Genomic DNA, 17,446 nt, shown 5'->3' with positions numbered 1-17,446 from the left:
CCGATGGAACCGTTAATGGCCCTCGTCATAGGCCTGCTCTACGCGACCGCCATATTCATGATGTTGCGTCGCTCTATCGTCAAGCTGGTGATTGGTCTGCTGCTACTGTCTAACGCCGCTAACCTGTTAATTTTTACCACGGCCGGTATGACGCGGGGTGCGCCCCCCCTGATCCCCGAAGGCATGATGCAGCCATTGGGTGGCGTTGCCGACCCCTTGCCGCAAGCAGTGGTATTGACGGCTATCGTGATTGCCTTTGGTGTATTGGCGTTTGCGGTGGTGCTGATTCGCCGCGCTTATGAAATCGTCAAGGCCGATGACTTGGACAAGATGAAGGATACCGACACGTGAGGCCTGAAGTCGCACTCCCCGTTTTACTGCCGCTACTTTCTGGGGCCATTTCGCTGATGTTTTGGCGTTCGCGCCCGATGCAGCGTTTTATTGCCGTGGCGGGCAACGTCGCGCTATTCGTCGTCAGCCTGTGGCTGTTCGTTGCGGTCTTAGAAGATGGCTACATCACCATTCAAATGGGCAGCTGGCCAGCACCGTTTGGGATAACGCTCGTCGCTGACATGCTCAGCGCTGTGATGATACTGCTCACCGGCATCATCGGCTTGGCCATGGGGATTTACTCCCTGGCGACGACTGGCCGCGGCCACGAAAAATTTGGCTACTACCCGCTGATGCATTTGCTACTGGCGGGGGTGGCGGGCGCCTTTTTAACGGGCGATATCTTCAACCTCTATGTCTGGTTCGAAGTGATGTTGGTGGCCTCGTTTGCGCTCCTAACGCTCGGTGGCGAGCGCGCCCAGATGGAGGGCGCCATCAAGTACGTCACGCTCAACCTGCTGGCTTCGGTGATTTTTCTCAGCGCGGTGGGGTTGCTCTACGGCACGGTGGGAACGCTCAATATGGCCGATATTGCGCTGCGCATGGATGAGGCCGAGCACAGCGGTATGGTCGAAGTGCTGGCGGTGATGTTCATGGTGGCCTTTGGTATCAAAGCCGCCGCGTTTCCGCTATTTTTTTGGCTGCCTGCGTCCTATCATACGCCGCCGGTGGCGGTATCGGCGTTGTTTGCGGGACTGCTCACCAAGGTGGGCGTTTACTCGCTGTTTCGGGTATTTACGCTGATCTTTGATCAAACCATGGGCTACCTCCAAGACATCATGCTGTGGGGAGCAGTATTGACCATGGTGACCGGCGTGTTAGGCGCCGCCGCTCAGTATGAATTTCGTCGTATCCTCTCGTTTCATATCGTCAGTCAGATTGGTTACATGATATTGGGACTGGCGCTCTATACGCCGCTGGCCATTGCCGGCGGTGTGTTCGCGATCATGCACAATATCATCGTCAAGACGAACCTGTTCTTGATCAGCGGCATTACGCATCGCCTCCAAGGGACGTACCAGCTCAAAAAAATGGGTGGGCTCTATCGTGAGCGGCCTTGGCTGGCCGTCGCGTTTTTTATCAGCGCGTTTTCTCTGGCGGGTATCCCACCGCTCTCGGGGTTTTTTGCGAAGTTCGTGCTGGTGCGCGCGGGCTTTGAGGCAGAGGCTTACGTGGCGACCGGCATCGCTCTGGCCGTGGGTTTGATGACGCTCTACTCCATGGTGAAGATCTGGAACGAAGTGTTCTGGAAGGCGCTACCTGAAGAAAACCAGGTGCCCGAAACACCGACACCGACTGGCGATGACGGCCGGTTGCTGAAGCCCAGCCTGTGGATGATGTATCTGCCTGTCGTGGTGCTGGCCATGATGTCCCTGCTCATTGGCGTGTTTGCCGAACCCATCATGCTGGTGATGAACCAAATAGGCGATCAATTGATGACGCCTTCAGGCTATATCGAAGCGGTACTCGGTGCCTCCGCAAGCGCGGAAGCAGCGCTACTGGATCCCCTTGAGATACAGGCCGAACGTGTCGATGACCGCTTGGAGGAAACACCATGACAGGCGCCATTTGGAACCTCTTGCTTGGTTTGGCCTGGGTGCTGCTGAGCGGCGACTTCTCCGGGTTGAATTTGTTGGTAGGGATGATTTTTGGCTATATCGCGTTGCTGCTGATCGAGCCTCAAGTCGATGGGTTGAAAGGCTATCCTGCTCGTGTGCCGCGCTTCATCGGCTTTCTCGGCTTTTTCATCAAAGAGTTGGTTCAGGCCAACTTACGCGTGGCATTCGATATCCTGACGCCGCCTTGGCACATGCAGCCGGGGGTCATTGCCTTACCGCTGTCGGCACGCACCGAAATGGAGATCACCCTGGTGGCGAATTTGATTTCGCTCACACCGGGTACCCTGAGCCTAGACGTGTCCGATGACCGTAAAGTGTTGTATATCCATGCGATGTTCCTGGACGACGAAGAGGAGCTTCGGCGCAATTTGAAAGAGATGGAACACAGGGCACTGGAGTTATTTCGTTAATGGAAACCGTGATTTTAATTAGTCAGGTGATCATGGGCTTGGCGCTCGTGCTGACCTTCGTTCGCGTGGTGCGTGGACCTAGTCTGCCAGATCGCGTAGTGGCCCTAGAACTGTTCTCGACGACGGTCGTGGGGTTGGTCGGTGTGTATGCCATTCAATCGGGCGTCTCCAGCTTTTTGGATGCGGCCATCGTCATTGCGTTGATGGGGTTTTTGGCCGCGATTGGCTTTGCACGCTTCTTGGAACGGGGAGGGCCTCGGGATGATTGATGCCATCAAAGGCGCCATGCTGCTGGTTGGCGCGAGTTTTATGCTGCTAGCCGCCGTAGGGCTCCTTCGCTTGCCCGATCTACTGACACGCATGCATGCCACCACCAAAGCCGCCGCGCTGGGTGTGATTCTGATCATGTTGGCCTCGGCCATGCATTTTGCCGAGGTAGGGGTCGTCGCTCGTTCGTTAGCCATTATCGTGTTCATTTTGATCACCGCACCTATTGCCGCCCACGTGATTGGCCGAGCCGGTTACTTTGTAGGTTCTCGGCTTTGGAGCGGCACGGTCAAAGATGAGCTGCGCCCTAACTACGACCCGCTCACCCATGAGCTGAAAAGCGGTATGGAGACGCAAGAAAACGCGAAGCGCCACCCTCGCAATACCGATCCCGACTAACGTTAAGAGTCACCGTAATTAAGAGAAGCCACCCAGGTTGGGTGGCTTTTTTTATGCGCGACTTAAAAGAGGGTAGGTGCGTGTTATGGCAAAGTCGAGGTATCAATTTATATACAATAATTGTACTGTATAAGTTATTATGTCCATGTATTACGGCGTAGCGTGGCATAGCCAGCACGCAGCGAGATGGATAGATGAAACGGAAACACGATTTACCGCAAAAAGACTGCGTTCAATGCCAGCGCCCATTTACTTGGCGGAAAAAAATGGGCGCGCTGCTGGGACGAGGTGCGCTTCTGCAGCGAACGTTGCCGTCGCGAGGCCAAGCAGCACAGCACGCCGAGGAGGCAAGAGCATGAACAGCACGACTGACATTGTCTGGCTGCAGGATAATCTGCGTGTCGCCGACAACCCCTTATTACATTTCGAACACTGCCCACATCAGCTACTCTGCCTTTACGTGCTCGACCAGCGTTGGCTCCAGGCGGCCGTGCCGGGTGAAAAGACGCCTAGGCTAGGACCAGCGCGTTTGCGCTTTTTATGGCAAAGCTTGATGGAGCTTCGCGGAGAATTGTTGCGCCGAGGTAGCGACCTGTTGGTGCGCATTGGCGACCCGGCAGCGGTCGTCGTCGAACTGGCTACCTCGCTTGATGCGCGTGAAGTCCGAGTGGCTGAACACTCAGGATGCGAAGAGTCGAAGAACATCACTCGCGCGGCTGCCGGTTTGCCCGATAGTTGCCGACTTTACCGTGCAGATAGCGGTTATTTGATCGACGCTGCTGCGCTGCCGTTCGAATTGGACGCGTTGCCATCCAGTTTTTCCGCGTTTCGTCGCAGTGTAGAAAAACAGTGTGAAATACCGCCTCCCTTACCCGCGCCGGTCACCCTGCCAGGCTGGCCTGACGGTGCGCCACGCGGTTTCCCACCGTTGAGGTCGGTGTGTGAAACCAGCGCCGCTTGGCAACCCGATAATCGTCAGGGGTTCGTATTCGTGGGCGGCGAGTCGGCAGCGAACGATCGTTTACAGCACTACTTATGGCGTCAAAACGGCGCGGAGTCTTATAAGAAAACGCGCAATGGCCTGCTAGGCGCCAACTTCTCCACGCGCTTTTCTCCGTGGCTTTCCCGTGGCTGCCTATCAGCCCGCCAAGTGAATCACGAAGTAAAAGCGTGGGAGGCCGAGTTCGGTAGCTGTGAATCAAGCTACTGGATCGTCTTCGAACTTTTATGGCGCGACTATTTTCATCGCGCTGCGCAGCTTGAAGGTGCGTCACTGTTCGGCCGTGATTCGCTGCCCGCTGCGAATGCGGCTTTCGATACGTGGCGTAACGCCGATACCGGTGTCCCCTTCATTGACGCTGCCATGCTCGAACTCAGGCGTACTGGCTGGATCTCTAATCGGGCTCGACAAAACGTCGCGAGCTTTTTAGTCAAAGATCTTCAGGTCGACTGGCGGTTAGGGGCTTGGTGGTTCGAACACTGCCTGATCGATTATGACGTGGCCAGTAACTGGGGCAACTGGCGCTACATTGCCGGAGTGGGACGCGATCCGCGGCAGGATCGCTACTTCAATGTATTGAAGCAGGCAGGCCACTACGACCCGAAAGGGCTTTACGTGGCCTACTGGTTACCTGCTCTCGAATCGTTGCCTTATGGATTGGAGCGCCACCAGCCCTGGCGTGTGGCACCTTCTCAATTCAAGCAGCCTTGCGTGTTGCCGGACGAGTGGCAGCGCTGGTTGATTGCTGCTACCGAATTCGAAGAAACGGATGAGTAACGATGGCGCGAATGGAGTCTGAAAAACGCTTGGCATGGAGCTTAGGCTTGGCCGGTCTGCTGCCGTTCATCGGTGGCGGCCTCGCCGCTTGGTGGGCACCGCCTGTCTGGCAGGTCAGTGCCATCTATGGCTTTACTTACTACAGCGCCGTGATTTTGTCGTTTTTAGGGGGCATTCATTGGGGCAGTGCGCTTCAAGTGCCCCGTGACAACAACGTACGGCGGCTAGTACTGGCCATGGTGCCTAGCCTGATAGCGTGGCCCGCTTTGCTATTCAACACGGTGACCGGGCTTTGGGTGTTGTTGGCAGGGTTTCTGTTGATGGGAGGCTACGATATTAGCCGGGAAGGGCGCGAAGGCTTTCCCAAGTGGTATCTGATCCTGCGCTGTGTGCTAACGGTGAGTGTGGTGATGCTCCATTTTGTGGTTTTGGGGCGCTTGTCTCTCTGAGGCTGGTAACTCGTTTATTTCTGAGCCATCATCAGCCTCACGCTAAGGATTGCCAAGAGATGAATACTATGACGTCACGCCCCAGGTCATTGAAACGTAATGGTTCGATACGTACCCGCCGCCACCTGCTGTGGCCACTGTTGGCCGCTGTTACTTTATACGTCCCTGCTGTGACGGCAAGCCCCCAGCTCATGACGGAAGTCGACGCCCGCGCCGCAGAGCAGGTGCGCTATGGCAACTTCAATGAGTGGCTCGGCGAGTTCCGCCGCTATGCCGCCAGCCAAGGTATCAGTGAGGCCACGCTTGCGTCGGCGTTCGATGGGATTCGTTACCGGGAGCGGGTCATCGAGCTAGATCGTTACCAGCCAGAATTCGTCCGTGCCATTTGGCAATATTTAGATAGTGCTGTGTCGCCAACGCGTATCGACAATGGACGAGAGACGCTGGCGCAGCACCGCGAGACAGCGCATATGATGCAGCAGCGCTACGGTGTCCCCGCCGAGATCATCGTAGCGATTTGGGGCGTGGAGAGTAATTACGGCAGCAATTTTGGCGATTTCTCGACACTCGAATCCCTCGCGACGCTGGCCTACGATGGCCGCCGACGAGAGTTCGCCCGGGGTGAGCTGCTGGCGGCCCTGCGCATCATCGACCAAGGGGACATTGCCGCCGAACAGATGAAAGGCTCCTGGGCGGGGGCGATGGGGCATACCCAATTTATCCCCAGCAGTTTCGAAGCCTACGCGGTGGATGGCGATGACGACGGGCGGCGCGATATTTGGGGCAGTATTCCCGATGTCATGGCGTCGACGGCGAACTATCTTGCGCGCGCTGGTTGGCAGGCAGGCCAACCCTGGGGTGCTGAGGTCAGGTTACCCGACGACTTTGACTACTCGCAAACCGACCGTAAGAGCAGCGCCGAATGGGCTGCACAAGGTGTGCGTGCCGTTCGGGGTGAGCTTCCCTCTTTCGATAGCGCTGCGGTCATCGTCCCGGCTGGGGCGAGTGGCCCTGCGTTCATCGTTGGTCCCAATTTCCGCGCGATTCTGCGCTATAACAATGCAACGAGCTATGCACTAGCCGTGGCGACGCTGGCCGATGCCATTGCCGGACGCGATGGCATCGCGCAGTCATGGCCCCGGGATGAGGCACCTTTGACGCGTGACGATGTCAGAACGCTCCAGCAGCGCTTGAACGATGCCGGTTACTCGGTAGGTGTCGCGGATGGCATCATGGGGCCGAATACCCAGGCGGGTTTGAGGGCTTTCCAGCGCGACCAGGGGATCGTTCCCGATGGCTTCGCCACTCAATCGCTGCTGGAGCGGTTACGTTAATGTTCAATCGTCGATGTTTCACCAAGGATGAGTCGAGATGGTAAAAACTGGCTTAGGAGTATGGGGTGCCAGCGTGCTGGCCAGCACGCTACTGTTGGGAGCGACTGCACAGGCAGAGGACGCTCAAACGCAAGACAACGTCTTCGGCTGGGTCGAAAATGCCTATATCGAGCCCTGGGGCATCGCGGTCAAAGCCAAGCTGGACAGCGGGGCGTTGACCTCTTCTCTGGATGCCCGAGACATTGAAATGTTCGAGAAAGAGGGTGAGGAGTGGGTGCGCTTTCGTTTGAAGCTGGAAGATCAAGAGAGCGGTGACACCTTTAGCGACCAAATCGAGCGTCCTCTCTATCGCGAGCAAACCGTGCGCGGCGCCGGGGGGCGTGACGAGCGCCCGGTGGTGCTGATGGACGTGTGCATGGGGGATACCATCTACGAGGAGCAGTTTAGCCTGCGTGACCGAGAAGAGATGATCTATCCGCTACTATTGGGGCGTCGTACCATCAGCCACCTGGGCTTGCTGGACGTACGCAATACGTTTCTACAGGAACCCGAGTGTGGAGAAAACGCTGCGTACGTTCCCCACGACCCAGAAGACGACCAGTCTTGATCCTTTATTAGTCAGGTAGCACTCAAAACAGCCGTGACAGCAGCGCGGTGACGGCTGTTTCGACGCGTAGGATGCGCGGTCCCAAGTGCATGCCCTCGCAGCCTGCCTGAATCAGTTGCTCCACCTCCCAAGGAATGAAACCACCTTCAGGACCGACCAGTAGCAGAGTGGGTTCATCCACGTCGCGTGGGCAGGCGTTTTCCATTCCCGGGTGAGCGACTAGCCCGCGACGTTCGCTCAGTAGTTGCGGGAGCTGGCCTTCTAGAAACGCTTTGAAGCCCTTGCACAGCGTCACATTGGGCAGCAGGGTATCTCGTGCTTGCTCGAGGCCCAGCACTAAATGTTGATGAATCTTGTCAGCCCTTAGCTCCGGTGATTGCCAATAGCTCTTTTCTACCCGTTTAGTATGCAGCAAGGTGATCTCTTTGACGCCCAGCGCCGTCACGTGCTCTAGCGTTCGCGCTAACATACGGGGGCGCGGCAAGGCCAGCACGAGGTGAACGGGCAGGGCGGGGGGCGCCGATTCACAAAGATCCTCCAGCGCAAAGAGCGCTTCGTGTTGACTGAGTGTTATCAGCGAGGCTTTACCCATGGCGCCGCCCTGAATGCCCACCGTCAAGCGGTCGCCCTGTTGGGCACGGTGTACGTCGTGTAAATGGGTCAAGCGCCGCGCATCGGTAATGCGCGCGTGGTGAGCGTCGACCTCGCTTGGGTCTAGCAGTATCAAATTCATAGTCGTCGTCTATTGGTCCAAGGAAAGGCGTGCTTAACACCACGAATCCGCTAAGCTGGCTTGCATGGGCGCGTGTTGCAGGCACAATAGCAGCAACGGCGACAAAAGCCTTTATCGCGTTTAAGGAGATGCGCTGTGCGCGTAATTCGTAAATATGCCAACCGCAGGTTGTACGACACCCAGCAGAGCCGTTATGTCACGCTCGAGGACCTGCGCCGTTTGATCATTGAAGAAGAGCCGTTTCGCGTCGAAGATGCGAAAAGCGGTGAAGATCTAACGCGCACCATCCTGCTATCGATCATTATCGAACAAGAACAGGCGGATAGTGAAGCCGAAGTGTTTTCCAATGACCTGCTGGCGCAGCTGATTCGTGTGTACGATATGTCCTCTCCACTGCCGCTGGCACGCTACTTGGAGCAGGGCACGCAGCTAATGCTAGAGCAGCAAAAGCGGATGCAGACCCAGTGGCAGCAGGCCATGCGCCACTCGCCGATCGAGTTCATGCGTGAATTGGCCGAAGAGAACATGCGGTTTTGGCAAAACGCGCTCAACCAGCCTACCCAGACGGACGATGACGAGACATCGGACAAGCGTTCCTAAGGCCACGGGGTGGTACGTTGTGGCATAATGCCGCCCATCGACGCTCTCCCGTTTAAGAAGGATACCCATGAAAGTTTTGATGATCGGTGGCGGTGGCCGCGAACATGCCCTGGCGTGGAAACTCGCCCAGTCCAGTGATGTCGAGCAAGTCTTCGTCGCGCCTGGCAACGCAGGGACCGCAACGGAGCCCAAGCTGACCAATGTGGCCATTGGTGTCACCGACCTAGAGGCACTGGTCGCGTTTGCTCAGCAAGAGCAGATTGCCCTGACCGTCGTTGGCCCAGAAGCGCCGCTCGTCGAAGGTGTCGTCGACCGTTTCCAAGCCGCCGGTTTGACGATTTTTGGCCCCAGCCAGCGCGCCGCCCAGCTCGAAGGCTCCAAGTCGTTCACCAAGGACTTTCTGGCCCGTCATGACATTCCCACCGCGGCCTACCAGACGTTTACGGCCGTAGAGCCTGCGCTAGCGTATTTGGCTGAGATGGGCGCGCCGATCGTGATCAAAGCCGACGGCTTAGCGGCGGGTAAAGGGGTCATCGTGGCCATGAGCGAAGCGGAAGCCGAGGCGGCGATTCGCGATATGCTCGAAGCCAATGCCTTTGGTGATGCGGGCGCGCGTGTCGTCATCGAAGAGTTTCTCGACGGCGAAGAAGCGAGCTTCATCGTCATGGTAGATGGCGAAAACGTCGTTCCGATGGCGACCAGTCAGGATCACAAGCGCGCCTACGATGGCGACACGGGCCCCAACACGGGCGGCATGGGCGCCTACTCCCCTGCGCCGGTCGTCACGCCCGACGTCGATGCGCGGATCATGGAGCAGGTCATTCTCCCCACCGTGCGCGGTATGGCCGCGGAGGGGAACGCGTATACCGGCTTCCTGTATGCGGGGCTGATGATCGATGCGCAAGGCAATCCCAAAGTCATCGAGTACAACTGCCGATTTGGTGACCCGGAAACCCAGCCGATCATGATGCGCCTTACCTCCGATTTGGCGGCGCTCTGTTTGGCTGGCGCAAAAGGCGAGCTGGCCGGAAAGCAGTGTACGTGGGATTCCCGTGCCGCCGTGGGCGTGGTGCTGGCCGCGGGTGGGTATCCCGGTAGCTATCGTAAAGGCGACGTGATTCACGGCTTGGACGATGCCGAGCGGGCGCAGTGCAAGGTCTTCCACGCGGGGACGGCGCAAAATGCAGAAGGTGAGATCACTACGGCCGGTGGGCGCGTGCTGTGTGTCACGGCCTTGGGCGACAGCGTCTCGGCGGCTCAGCAGCAGGCGTATCGAGGGGTTAGCGCGATTCACTGGGAAGGCGTCGAGTTCCGCCGTGATATCGCCTTCCGCGCCATTGCGCGGGAGCAGTAAAAAGCGACTTTTCCCGGTCATATCGTCACCCGACAAGGAGTAAAGCAATGGAGCGTGTCTCGCTGGACTTCCCTTTGGCTGCGGTCATTCATCGCCATTCACTGACGGTGCGGGTGACGGATATGAATTATGGCCGCCACTTGGGGCACGATGCCCTGGTGTCGCTGCTTCATGAAGCGCGGGCGAAGGCCTTTATGGCCTTGGATCTGCCGGAGTGGGATATGCACGGCTACCCCAGTGTGGTCGTAGATCTCGCCGTGCAGTATCAACAGGAGGCGCGCTTTCCTGACGCGCTGGTCATCGAAACGGCGGTGCCCGAGCCCGAGGACAAAGCGTTGACGATCTATCAGCGGGTCATCAAGGCAGATACGGGCGATGTCGTAGCGACCGCGCGAGTCAACAAGCTGCTACTGGACCTGGCGGTGGGTCGGCCGGTGGCGATTCCCGATGCGCTAAAGCAAACGCTGGCGGATGCCCGGGGGGGATAAATGTCGCGAGAATATCCCATCATCGCGGTGACGGGCTCGTCAGGGGCGGGGACCACGACCGTCCGCCGCAGTTTCGAGCGCATGTTCCTCCGTGAAGACGTGCATGCGGCCATGGTGGATGGCGACGCTTTCCACCGCTATACCCGCGATGATCTCAAACGTATTTTCCGCGAAGAGCCGGAGCGTAAGGACGAGCTCTCTCATTTTGCCGTCGAGGCCAACCTGCTCGACCGCTTGGAAGGCCTGTTCATCGAGTACGGAGAGCACGGTACCGGCACGTTTCGGCACTACATTCACGCGGAAGACAAGCAGAAAATCGAGGCGGGTTATCGCGTAGGCACTTTCACCGAGTGGCAGTCACTGCCCTGCGGTACCGATCTGCTCTTTTATGAAGGGTTGCATGGCGGCTTGGTGACGCAAGAGTACGATATTGCCCGTCACGTCGATTTGCTGGTCGGCGTGGCACCGACGATGAACCTCGAGTGGATTCAAAAGATCGACCGTGACACCAAACTGCGCGGCTACTCTCAGGAAGCAGTCATTGATACCATTTTGGGGCGTATGGATGATTACGTGCGCTATATTCAGCCGCAGTTTTCGCGTACCCACATCAATTTCCAGCGGGTGCCCACGGTCGATACCTCCAACCCCTTCGAAGTGCAGGATATTCCCACCGATGCCGAGTCGTTCGTGGTGATTCGTTTTCGTGACCCGTCGACGGTGGATTTTCCATGGCTGCTGGCGATGATCCAAGATTCTTTTATGACCCGTCCGCATACCCTGGTGGTGCCCGGTGCTCGTATGTCCTTGGCGATGGAGCTGATACTCGCACCGCTGGTTCGCCACCTGCTATCGCAGCGCCGTTTTCGCTAAGGCGGCGCTGCTCGACCGACCATAAACGCGCCAAACGTAAGGAGGCTGCGATGGAGTGCCTATTCTGTAAAATCATTAACCGCGAGATTCCGGCAGACATCGTGTTCGAGGATGAGCACGTACTGGCGTTCAACGATATTAACCCCCAGGCGCCAACGCATCAGCTCATCATTCCTAAAAAGCACATCCCAACGCTAAACGATATCGAAGCAGACGACGTGGCGCTCGTAGGTCGCTTACAGCACACCGCGGCACAGCTCGCCAAACAGCAAGGCTTCGCGGAAGACGGCTATCGAATAGTGATGAACTGCAATGAGATGGGTGGGCAGACCGTCTATCATATTCATATGCATCTACTGGGCGGTCGTGAGTTTACTTGGCCCGCGGGGTGAGACATTCGTCAGACACGTTCCCATCGTCATAAAAAAGCCCTGCATGAGCAGGGCTTTTTGCGTCGAGGAGCACGACGTTAGGCGTCGATACGCTTGTACTTCATGCGCTTCGGCGTGTCGTTACCGACGCGTTTTTTGTGGTCCTCTTCGTACTCGGTGTAGTTACCGTCGAAGAACACCACTTCGGAATCACCTTCGAACGCCAAAATGTGCGTGGCGATTCGATCCAGGAACCAACGGTCGTGAGAGATCACCATCGCGCAGCCGGGGAAGGCGAGCAACGCCTCTTCCAGAGCGCGCAGCGTTTCGATGTCCAGGTCATTCGAAGGCTCATCCAGCAACAGTACGTTAGCCCCCTGTTTCAGGGTCTGCGCTAGCTGCAGGCGACCCCGCTCACCGCCGGACAGCTCATCCAAACGTTTTTGTTGGTCGTTGCCCTTGAAGTTGAAACGGCCCACGTAGGCGCGTGAGGAGACTTCATAGCCGTTGATATTGAGAATGTCCTGCCCGTCTGACACGGCTTCCCAAACGGTCTGTTTATCGTCTAGCGCATCGCGCAACTGCTCGACGTAAGCGATGTCGACGGTTTCACCGATCACCACCTCACCGGCATCCGGCTGTTCTTTACCGGTGACCAGCTTGAACAGTGTCGATTTACCCGCGCCGTTACCACCCACGATCCCGACGATGGCGCCAGGGGGGATGGTGAAGGAGAGGTCTTGGTAGAGCAGCTTGTCATCGAAACGCTTGGTGACGTTGTGGAACTCGATCACCTTATCACCCAGGCGCGGGCCAGGCGGAATGTAGATCTCGTTGGTCTCGTTACGCTTCTGGAAGTCGCCAGACTGCATTTCTTCGAAGCGGTTAAGGCGCGCTTTGCTCTTCGCCTGGCGGCCTTTGGCATTGCTGCGCACCCATTCGAGCTCTTGCTTGATGGCTTTCTGACGAGACGCTTCTTGCTTCGCCTCTTGGGTCAGGCGCTGCTCTTTCTGCTCCAGCCACTGGGAGTAGTTGCCTTCGAACGGAATGCCCTGCCCACGGTCAAGTTCGAGAATCCAGCCCGCAACGTTGTCCAAGAAGTAGCGGTCGTGGGTGATTGCCACGACGGTGCCATTGTAGTCGTGCAAAAAGCGCTCCAGCCAAGCCACGGACTCTGCATCCAGGTGGTTGGTGGGCTCGTCGAGCAGTAGCATGTCAGGGCTGGAGAGCAGCAGACGACAGAGCGCCACACGGCGACGCTCACCGCCAGAGAGGTTGCCGACTTTTGCCTCCCATGGCGGCAGGCGTAGAGCTTCGGCGGCCACTTCTAGTTTGCGCTCGATGTTATGCGCGTCTGCCGCTTCGATGATGTTTTCTAAACGTGCTTGCTCGCTGGCAAGGGCATCGAAGTCCGCGTCAGGTTCAGCGTAAGCGGCGTATACCGCATCGAGCTTTTCCTGTGCTTCTTTGATGGCACCCAGCGCTTCTTCGACGGTATCACGGACGTTTTTCTCGTCATCTAGCTGCGGCTCCTGGGGCAAATAGCCCACATTGATACCGGGCATCGGACGAGCTTCACCTTCAAACTCTTTATCGACACCGGCCATAATGCGCAGCAGCGTGGATTTACCGGCACCGTTCAAACCCAGCACGCCAATTTTGGCGCCGGGGAAGAACGAGAGCGAAATATCCTTGAGAATTTGCTTTTTGGGCGGCACGACTTTGCCGACCCGGTTCATGGTGAATACGTATTGCGCCATGGAAATCCGTTAGGTTGTAGTAAAAGCGAGACCAGCAAGAGGCTGGCTTGGTGCACAGATGATAGTGCCCAGCGCGGCTAAAGGCCAGTAAACCCGCGTTGCAAGAGGCGCCCAAAAAGAAGGGCACGTCTAGGTGCCCTCCGGGTCGTCATTACTCTTCTTCGTCCCAGTCGTCTTCGATCGCCCGCTGCAGGCGACGCTCTTCCAGCCACGCTTCTACTTGGCGACGTGCACGCAGGGTATCCGCTTTACTGGGTTTGCTTTTACCGTAGTGATCGTCGTTGACGGCATCCACAGTGTCGAAATCGTCTGCGTCAAGACCGTCGTTGGTATAGGTGTCACGATTTAAGGGGTCACGGCTCATGGTATGCCCTCCAACCCAAGCCGGCGCACCGGCATCACAACGGCTTCTTACGCTATAGGAAAATGCGTAAAAAGCGCCTAACGCTCATTAAGCGCCTAGGCGCTATATAGCGCCACTGGGTTGGAAGTTCAAGCGTTTTTGACGCATGTGTCATGATTGTGGCGTGGGAGTGGTCTCTAATCGTCTGAGTATTACTTATTCTTGTCGGTGCGATGACGGTGAGACGTTACTCTGCGTGCTCCTGCTGCTTTTTCAATTCTGCCAGGGCTAGCTGCGCTTCGACACGCTCCGTTACGTCCTTTTGCACCCCGATGTAGTACATCAGCTTATCGGCTTCATCGTATACCGGGGTGATGGAGAGTTCGTTCCAAAACATCGTGCCATCTTTACGGTAGTTACGTAGCACTTCGCGGGAGGGGCGACCGTCCTGCAGCGCCTCACGTATCGACATGAGCGCATCCTGATCGCGATCTTCGTTTTGTAGAAAGCGGCAGTCGCGATAGAGGATTTCGTCTGCACTGTAGCCCGTCAAACGCTCGAAGCCTTTGTTCACGTAAATCAGAATGTTTTCGTCACCTTCCTGCTCTGCAACGACAATGCCATCTTCAGAAGCGTCAACAATGCGTTCGAGTAACTCCGGGCTTATCAAGGGAGATCGTTTCATCAATGGGTTCCTGTTGCTTCTCGTCTTTCTCCGCCATGGCGCTGTGCGTCAGCGCGGGGCGCTCTTTAGTGCAGGACGATGCCGTCTTTAACACCATCAAACAAAAATAGGATAGCAAAAAAACAGCTAGCCACCGTGATTTGCTGACCATCATGGCGAGCGTCGATCGGCTTTGCAATCGGCAATATCACTCCGCTTCGGGGAGTCGGTGCGCGCTAAGCATGGCGCCGAGGGCTATCAACGCCAAAATCACCAGCAGCATAGCGCTGCCTAACCACTGTGCCAATGCGCCAATCATGCCACCAACGATGAGCATTAGCACACCAGTAAAGGTATTGGAAAGCGCAACGTATAGCGCTCTATTGTCTTGGTTAGCGATGTCGACCAAATACGTTTTGCGCCCCAAGCGCACGCCGTGGTGAACCACCACCAATAGAGCGTATACACCCGCATAAGGCAGCACGCTCTGCGTCCAACTGCCTGGCAACCAGGCAATCAGAGCTGCCAGCAGGCAACACATAGCCGTGCCGATGGCCGCGTCGCGCATGACCCGACGGCTGGAGCGGTCCGCTCTTTTTCCCCATATAGGGCTTGCTACCATCGCGGCCAGTCCCGACACCACTACCAAAATGCCCAGCCCGCCTAGCTCGGTGCCACTTTGCTGCTGACCCAGCAGGGCCAGGTAGGGCAGGGCGAGCGCGCTAGAGAGCAGCAGCGCACGCGCCACGTTGAAGTGAAGAAACGTAGTGTCTTCGCGCATCAGAGATATGCCGAGTTTGATGCTATCCCAGGCGTTTTCACCGCCTTCCACGGCGCCTGGCACCTCTTTGATGCGCGCAGCGCACAGCGCGTTGAGCAGCCACCCCGCTGCGGCCACGCTTAGCAGAATTGCTAAGGCAATATTCCCGGGACGGTCGCCAAAGAGGACTAAGACACCCCCGGCTATGAGCGTGGCGGCACCGGCGATGCTGCCACTCCAACCCATCAGCGTACCGCGGCGGCGTTTGGCAATGGTTTTGCCGAGCACGTCTTTCGTAGCAATTGACGAGAGTCCGCGCGCTAATGACAGCATGACGAGTACGGCCAGCACCAGCCCGCCGCCAAGTGCTCCGTGGCCGATCAAGGCAAGCAGTGCTAACAGGGCGGCGGCCAAGGCCTGGAGTGTGGCCCCCGCGACCCACACCCATTTACGCTGGGGCTTCAAACGAATGAAGCCGGCGACGAACAGTTGGGGGAGCAGGGCGCCTGCCTCGCGGATGGGAACGAGTAACCCCACCATCCAGACCGGTGCGCCGATGATGCCCAGCAGCCAGGGCAGGACCAGACGAGCGCTCGAGAGTTCGTCGGCGAGTTTATTGCCCAGCGATGCCGATAGGTGAAGAAAAAAGTTGCGCGGCTGTTCCTGACAAGCGCCGTCAGGGATGTCGTCGCACATCCGGCTGTCGTCATCGCCAGTAAGCCACTCATAAAGCTGCGTTTGTGAAACATCCGGTTGGGCCATCATCGGTTCCTTGGCGGTTTACTCATACAAGATGACAGAATACCCTCAGGATGCCACATAATGCTGGCAAAAGGGGTTAGTCAGCGCCGCTGCGCAGTAAAAGGAACCGATCGATAAGGATTTGCACAATGGCCCGCATTCATATTCGCTACTGCACCCAGTGTCAGTGGCTGCTACGCAGCGCTTGGTATGCGCAAGAGCTTCTCTCTACGTTTGGTGAGCAGTTGACAGAAGTCGCGCTCTCACCCTCTCACGGCGGTACTTTCGAGATCTGGTGTGATGACTCGCTTCTCTGGGAGCGTAAGCGAGATGGTGGGTTTCCCGACATTAAAACGCTCAAACAGCAGGTGCGCGACCAGATCGATCCTGCCCAAGACCTGGGGCATATCGACCGATGACGCAAGATCAGCAGGCAGTACTGTATGGCTTGGGCGCCGTCGCGCTTTGGTCGACCGTGGCGACGGCATTCAAAGTCGCCCTGGCCTGGATGAGCCCGCTTGAACTCATGTGGTTGGCCGCTCTGGTGTCCTGGATGCTAATGGGCGCCATCGTCGTCAAGCAAGGGCATATGCGCGTTGCGCTACGCCGGGGGTGGGGGACGGCGCTTTGGGCTGGGTTAATGAACCCCGTGGCTTACTACTTGTTGCTATTTGCTGCCTATGACCGGCTACCTGGCCAAGAGGCCATGGCGCTCAACTATACATGGGCACTGGCGATGGCTTTTTTGGCAGTGCCGCTGCTGGGACATCGTCTCACCCGCTCGGATGTAGGGGCTGGTTTGGTGGCTTACAGCGGCGTTTGGGTCATTGCTACCCGAGGAGAGGTTTTCAACGTTGCGTTCGAAGATCCTTTGGGGGTCGTTTTCGCGTTGGCATCGACACTGGTATGGGCGCTTTACTGGCTGCTCAATGCGAAAGACGCGCGGCAGCCGTTGGTAGGGCAGTGGCAGAATTTCAGTGTTGGGTTACCTGTTTTAACACTATTGTTACTTTTTGGCCCTGGTCTGCAGTGGCACGGGTGGTCTGCGCTTGGGGCTGGTGCGTATGTCGGCCTCTTCGAAATGGGTGTTGCGTTCGTGCTTTGGCAAATGGCCGTGCAGAGCGTTTCACGAACTGCCAAGGTCTCTAATCTGATCTTCTTGTCGCCGCCTGTCTCCCTTTTGCTGCTGTTCTTGGTCGTCGGTGAGCCAATGCGGCTGTCTACCCTAGTGGGTTTAATACTGATTCTGTGCGGGTTGGCGATTCAACAGATTCCTCAAGCACGGCGTGAGCCAGCGCTGTAGTGTGTTTTTTTGGCCGCTTATTGTAAATTTTTGTGACTTTTGTTTTTATAGCTTGTCACTGCCGCTAATACGATTAATTGTAATGTTCCGGATGATCAAATCGCCTATAGGAGTTATCCTTTGCTAGCCGCCAGGGAGCTTCTTCAGCAATTCATCCGGGAACAGGTTCATGGACATCAAGCTGCATAAACAAGCAACGACAAC

The 17,446-nt window shown here is 57.1% G+C and carries 22 protein-coding genes; 17 read left to right on the top strand and 5 right to left on the bottom strand.

Annotated elements, in window-relative coordinates; genetic code table 11:
* Nucleotides 1-3: 3 nt before the first annotated feature.
* The 10 genes from MHM37_RS15170 (at nucleotide 4) to MHM37_RS15120 (ending at nucleotide 7,252) form a co-directional block, all read left to right on the top strand.
* Nucleotides 4-351 (top strand): Na+/H+ antiporter subunit C, encoded by a 348-nt coding sequence (locus tag MHM37_RS15170; protein ID WP_139526823.1) that lies wholly within the window; start codon nucleotides 4-6, stop codon nucleotides 349-351.
* Nucleotides 348-1,949, top strand: a complete 1,602-nt coding sequence (locus tag MHM37_RS15165) for a Na+/H+ antiporter subunit D (protein WP_139526825.1) — start codon at nucleotides 348-350, stop codon at nucleotides 1,947-1,949. The genes MHM37_RS15170 and MHM37_RS15165 overlap by 4 nt, the downstream gene beginning before the upstream one ends.
* Nucleotides 1,946-2,419: a Na+/H+ antiporter subunit E gene (locus tag MHM37_RS15160; protein ID WP_044628501.1), complete on the top strand. Its 474-nt coding sequence runs from the start codon at nucleotides 1,946-1,948 to the stop codon at nucleotides 2,417-2,419. Before MHM37_RS15165 ends, MHM37_RS15160 begins: the two co-directional genes overlap by 4 nt.
* Nucleotides 2,419-2,688 carry a cation:proton antiporter gene (locus MHM37_RS15155; protein WP_044628502.1) on the top strand — a complete coding sequence of 90 codons (270 nt, stop codon included), beginning with the start codon at nucleotides 2,419-2,421 and terminating at the stop codon, nucleotides 2,686-2,688. Before MHM37_RS15160 ends, MHM37_RS15155 begins: the two co-directional genes overlap by 1 nt.
* On the top strand, nucleotides 2,681-3,085 hold the full coding sequence (gene mnhG / locus MHM37_RS15150) for a monovalent cation/H(+) antiporter subunit G (RefSeq protein ID WP_139526827.1): 405 nt from the start codon (nucleotides 2,681-2,683) through the stop codon (nucleotides 3,083-3,085). The genes MHM37_RS15155 and mnhG overlap by 8 nt, the downstream gene beginning before the upstream one ends.
* 288 nt (nucleotides 3,086-3,373) lie before the next feature.
* Entirely contained in the window at nucleotides 3,374-3,457 is an 84-nt protein-coding gene (locus MHM37_RS15140) for a hypothetical protein (protein WP_231125653.1), read from the top strand.
* Nucleotides 3,441-4,862: a DASH family cryptochrome gene (locus MHM37_RS15135; protein ID WP_153843758.1), complete on the top strand. Its 1,422-nt coding sequence runs from the start codon at nucleotides 3,441-3,443 to the stop codon at nucleotides 4,860-4,862. The genes MHM37_RS15140 and MHM37_RS15135 overlap by 17 nt, the downstream gene beginning before the upstream one ends.
* A 2-nt stretch (nucleotides 4,863-4,864) precedes the next feature.
* A complete protein-coding gene (locus MHM37_RS15130; RefSeq protein WP_153843757.1) occupies nucleotides 4,865-5,311 on the top strand; it encodes a DUF3429 domain-containing protein in 447 nt (148 codons plus the stop codon).
* Nucleotides 5,312-5,370: 59 nt separating this feature from the next.
* A complete protein-coding gene (locus MHM37_RS15125; RefSeq protein ID WP_231125650.1) occupies nucleotides 5,371-6,645 on the top strand; it encodes a lytic murein transglycosylase in 1,275 nt (424 codons plus the stop codon).
* Nucleotides 6,646-6,682: 37 nt separating this feature from the next.
* Nucleotides 6,683-7,252, top strand: a complete 570-nt coding sequence (locus MHM37_RS15120; protein WP_139526835.1) for an ATP-dependent zinc protease — start codon at nucleotides 6,683-6,685, stop codon at nucleotides 7,250-7,252.
* 22 nt (nucleotides 7,253-7,274) lie between these two features.
* On the opposite strand, the gene MHM37_RS15115 is transcribed toward MHM37_RS15120, so the two are convergent.
* Nucleotides 7,275-7,985 (bottom strand): 16S rRNA (uracil(1498)-N(3))-methyltransferase, encoded by a 711-nt coding sequence (locus MHM37_RS15115; RefSeq protein ID WP_239286459.1) that lies wholly within the window; start codon nucleotides 7,983-7,985, stop codon nucleotides 7,275-7,277.
* A gap of 135 nt (nucleotides 7,986-8,120) precedes the next feature.
* On the opposite strand from MHM37_RS15115, the gene phaR reads away from it, so the two are divergent.
* From phaR to MHM37_RS15090, 5 genes are all read left to right on the top strand, one after another.
* Complete coding sequence (phaR, locus tag MHM37_RS15110; protein ID WP_139526839.1) at nucleotides 8,121-8,585, top strand: polyhydroxyalkanoate synthesis repressor PhaR; 465 nt, start codon at nucleotides 8,121-8,123, stop codon at nucleotides 8,583-8,585.
* Between the two features lie 67 nt (nucleotides 8,586-8,652).
* On the top strand, nucleotides 8,653-9,939 hold the full coding sequence (gene purD, locus MHM37_RS15105) for a phosphoribosylamine--glycine ligase (RefSeq protein WP_139526841.1): 1,287 nt from the start codon (nucleotides 8,653-8,655) through the stop codon (nucleotides 9,937-9,939).
* A 47-nt stretch (nucleotides 9,940-9,986) separates the two neighbouring features.
* On the top strand, nucleotides 9,987-10,427 hold the full coding sequence (locus tag MHM37_RS15100; protein ID WP_239297215.1) for a thioesterase family protein: 441 nt from the start codon (nucleotides 9,987-9,989) through the stop codon (nucleotides 10,425-10,427).
* Complete coding sequence (locus MHM37_RS15095; RefSeq protein ID WP_139526845.1) at nucleotides 10,428-11,300, top strand: phosphoribulokinase; 873 nt, start codon at nucleotides 10,428-10,430, stop codon at nucleotides 11,298-11,300.
* Nucleotides 11,301-11,350: 50 nt separating this feature from the next.
* Nucleotides 11,351-11,692 carry a histidine triad nucleotide-binding protein gene (locus MHM37_RS15090; protein ID WP_239297216.1) on the top strand — a complete coding sequence of 114 codons (342 nt, stop codon included), beginning with the start codon at nucleotides 11,351-11,353 and terminating at the stop codon, nucleotides 11,690-11,692.
* Between the two features lie 77 nt (nucleotides 11,693-11,769).
* On the opposite strand, the gene ettA is transcribed toward MHM37_RS15090, so the two are convergent.
* The 4 genes from ettA to MHM37_RS15070 form a co-directional block, all read right to left on the bottom strand.
* Nucleotides 11,770-13,431, bottom strand: a complete 1,662-nt coding sequence (gene ettA / locus MHM37_RS15085) for an energy-dependent translational throttle protein EttA (protein ID WP_139526850.1) — start codon at nucleotides 13,429-13,431, stop codon at nucleotides 11,770-11,772.
* Nucleotides 13,432-13,582: 151 nt separating this feature from the next.
* Nucleotides 13,583-13,795: a hypothetical protein gene (locus MHM37_RS15080; protein ID WP_139526852.1), complete on the bottom strand. Its 213-nt coding sequence runs from the start codon at nucleotides 13,793-13,795 to the stop codon at nucleotides 13,583-13,585.
* A gap of 226 nt (nucleotides 13,796-14,021) precedes the next feature.
* Nucleotides 14,022-14,459, bottom strand: a complete 438-nt coding sequence (locus MHM37_RS15075) for a PAS domain S-box protein (RefSeq protein ID WP_139526853.1) — start codon at nucleotides 14,457-14,459, stop codon at nucleotides 14,022-14,024.
* A gap of 187 nt (nucleotides 14,460-14,646) precedes the next feature.
* Entirely contained in the window at nucleotides 14,647-15,960 is a 1,314-nt protein-coding gene (locus MHM37_RS15070) for an MFS transporter (RefSeq protein WP_153843754.1), read from the bottom strand.
* A gap of 128 nt (nucleotides 15,961-16,088) precedes the next feature.
* On the opposite strand from MHM37_RS15070, the gene MHM37_RS15065 reads away from it, so the two are divergent.
* Together MHM37_RS15065 and MHM37_RS15060 are read left to right on the top strand one after the other, a co-directional pair.
* On the top strand, nucleotides 16,089-16,358 hold the full coding sequence (locus MHM37_RS15065; RefSeq protein ID WP_139526857.1) for a SelT/SelW/SelH family protein: 270 nt from the start codon (nucleotides 16,089-16,091) through the stop codon (nucleotides 16,356-16,358).
* Nucleotides 16,355-17,242 (top strand): DMT family transporter, encoded by an 888-nt coding sequence (locus MHM37_RS15060; protein WP_153843753.1) that lies wholly within the window; start codon nucleotides 16,355-16,357, stop codon nucleotides 17,240-17,242. Before MHM37_RS15065 ends, MHM37_RS15060 begins: the two co-directional genes overlap by 4 nt.
* The last annotated feature ends 204 nt before the right edge of the window (nucleotides 17,243-17,446 follow it).

The organism is Halomonas sp. MMH1-48, assembly GCF_022348105.1.
In the GTDB taxonomy this organism is placed as follows: domain Bacteria; phylum Pseudomonadota; class Gammaproteobacteria; order Pseudomonadales; family Halomonadaceae; genus Vreelandella; species Vreelandella piezotolerans.
Note: the sequence above shows the minus strand (reverse complement) of the source record. Positions and strands in the feature narration are given on the sequence as shown.

Coding starts and splice junctions, on each gene's coding strand:
- MHM37_RS15170 (WP_139526823.1), top strand. CDS start 4: ATGGAACCGTTAATGGCCCTCGTCATAGGCCTGCTCTACGCGACCGCC.
- MHM37_RS15160 (WP_044628501.1), top strand. CDS start 1,946: ATGACAGGCGCCATTTGGAACCTCTTGCTTGGTTTGGCCTGGGTGCTG.
- MHM37_RS15155 (WP_044628502.1), top strand. CDS start 2,419: ATGGAAACCGTGATTTTAATTAGTCAGGTGATCATGGGCTTGGCGCTC.
- mnhG (WP_139526827.1), top strand. CDS start 2,681: ATGATTGATGCCATCAAAGGCGCCATGCTGCTGGTTGGCGCGAGTTTT.
- MHM37_RS15135 (WP_153843758.1), top strand. CDS start 3,441: ATGAACAGCACGACTGACATTGTCTGGCTGCAGGATAATCTGCGTGTC.
- MHM37_RS15130 (WP_153843757.1), top strand. CDS start 4,865: ATGGCGCGAATGGAGTCTGAAAAACGCTTGGCATGGAGCTTAGGCTTG.
- MHM37_RS15125 (WP_231125650.1), top strand. CDS start 5,371: ATGAATACTATGACGTCACGCCCCAGGTCATTGAAACGTAATGGTTCG.
- MHM37_RS15120 (WP_139526835.1), top strand. CDS start 6,683: ATGGTAAAAACTGGCTTAGGAGTATGGGGTGCCAGCGTGCTGGCCAGC.
- MHM37_RS15115 (WP_239286459.1), bottom strand. CDS start 7,985: ATGAATTTGATACTGCTAGACCCAAGCGAGGTCGACGCTCACCACGCG.
- purD (WP_139526841.1), top strand. CDS start 8,653: ATGAAAGTTTTGATGATCGGTGGCGGTGGCCGCGAACATGCCCTGGCG.
- MHM37_RS15100 (WP_239297215.1), top strand. CDS start 9,987: ATGGAGCGTGTCTCGCTGGACTTCCCTTTGGCTGCGGTCATTCATCGC.
- MHM37_RS15095 (WP_139526845.1), top strand. CDS start 10,428: ATGTCGCGAGAATATCCCATCATCGCGGTGACGGGCTCGTCAGGGGCG.
- MHM37_RS15090 (WP_239297216.1), top strand. CDS start 11,351: ATGGAGTGCCTATTCTGTAAAATCATTAACCGCGAGATTCCGGCAGAC.
- ettA (WP_139526850.1), bottom strand. CDS start 13,431: ATGGCGCAATACGTATTCACCATGAACCGGGTCGGCAAAGTCGTGCCG.
- MHM37_RS15080 (WP_139526852.1), bottom strand. CDS start 13,795: ATGAGCCGTGACCCCTTAAATCGTGACACCTATACCAACGACGGTCTT.
- MHM37_RS15075 (WP_139526853.1), bottom strand. CDS start 14,459: ATGAAACGATCTCCCTTGATAAGCCCGGAGTTACTCGAACGCATTGTT.
- MHM37_RS15070 (WP_153843754.1), bottom strand. CDS start 15,960: ATGGCCCAACCGGATGTTTCACAAACGCAGCTTTATGAGTGGCTTACT.
- MHM37_RS15065 (WP_139526857.1), top strand. CDS start 16,089: ATGGCCCGCATTCATATTCGCTACTGCACCCAGTGTCAGTGGCTGCTA.
- MHM37_RS15060 (WP_153843753.1), top strand. CDS start 16,355: ATGACGCAAGATCAGCAGGCAGTACTGTATGGCTTGGGCGCCGTCGCG.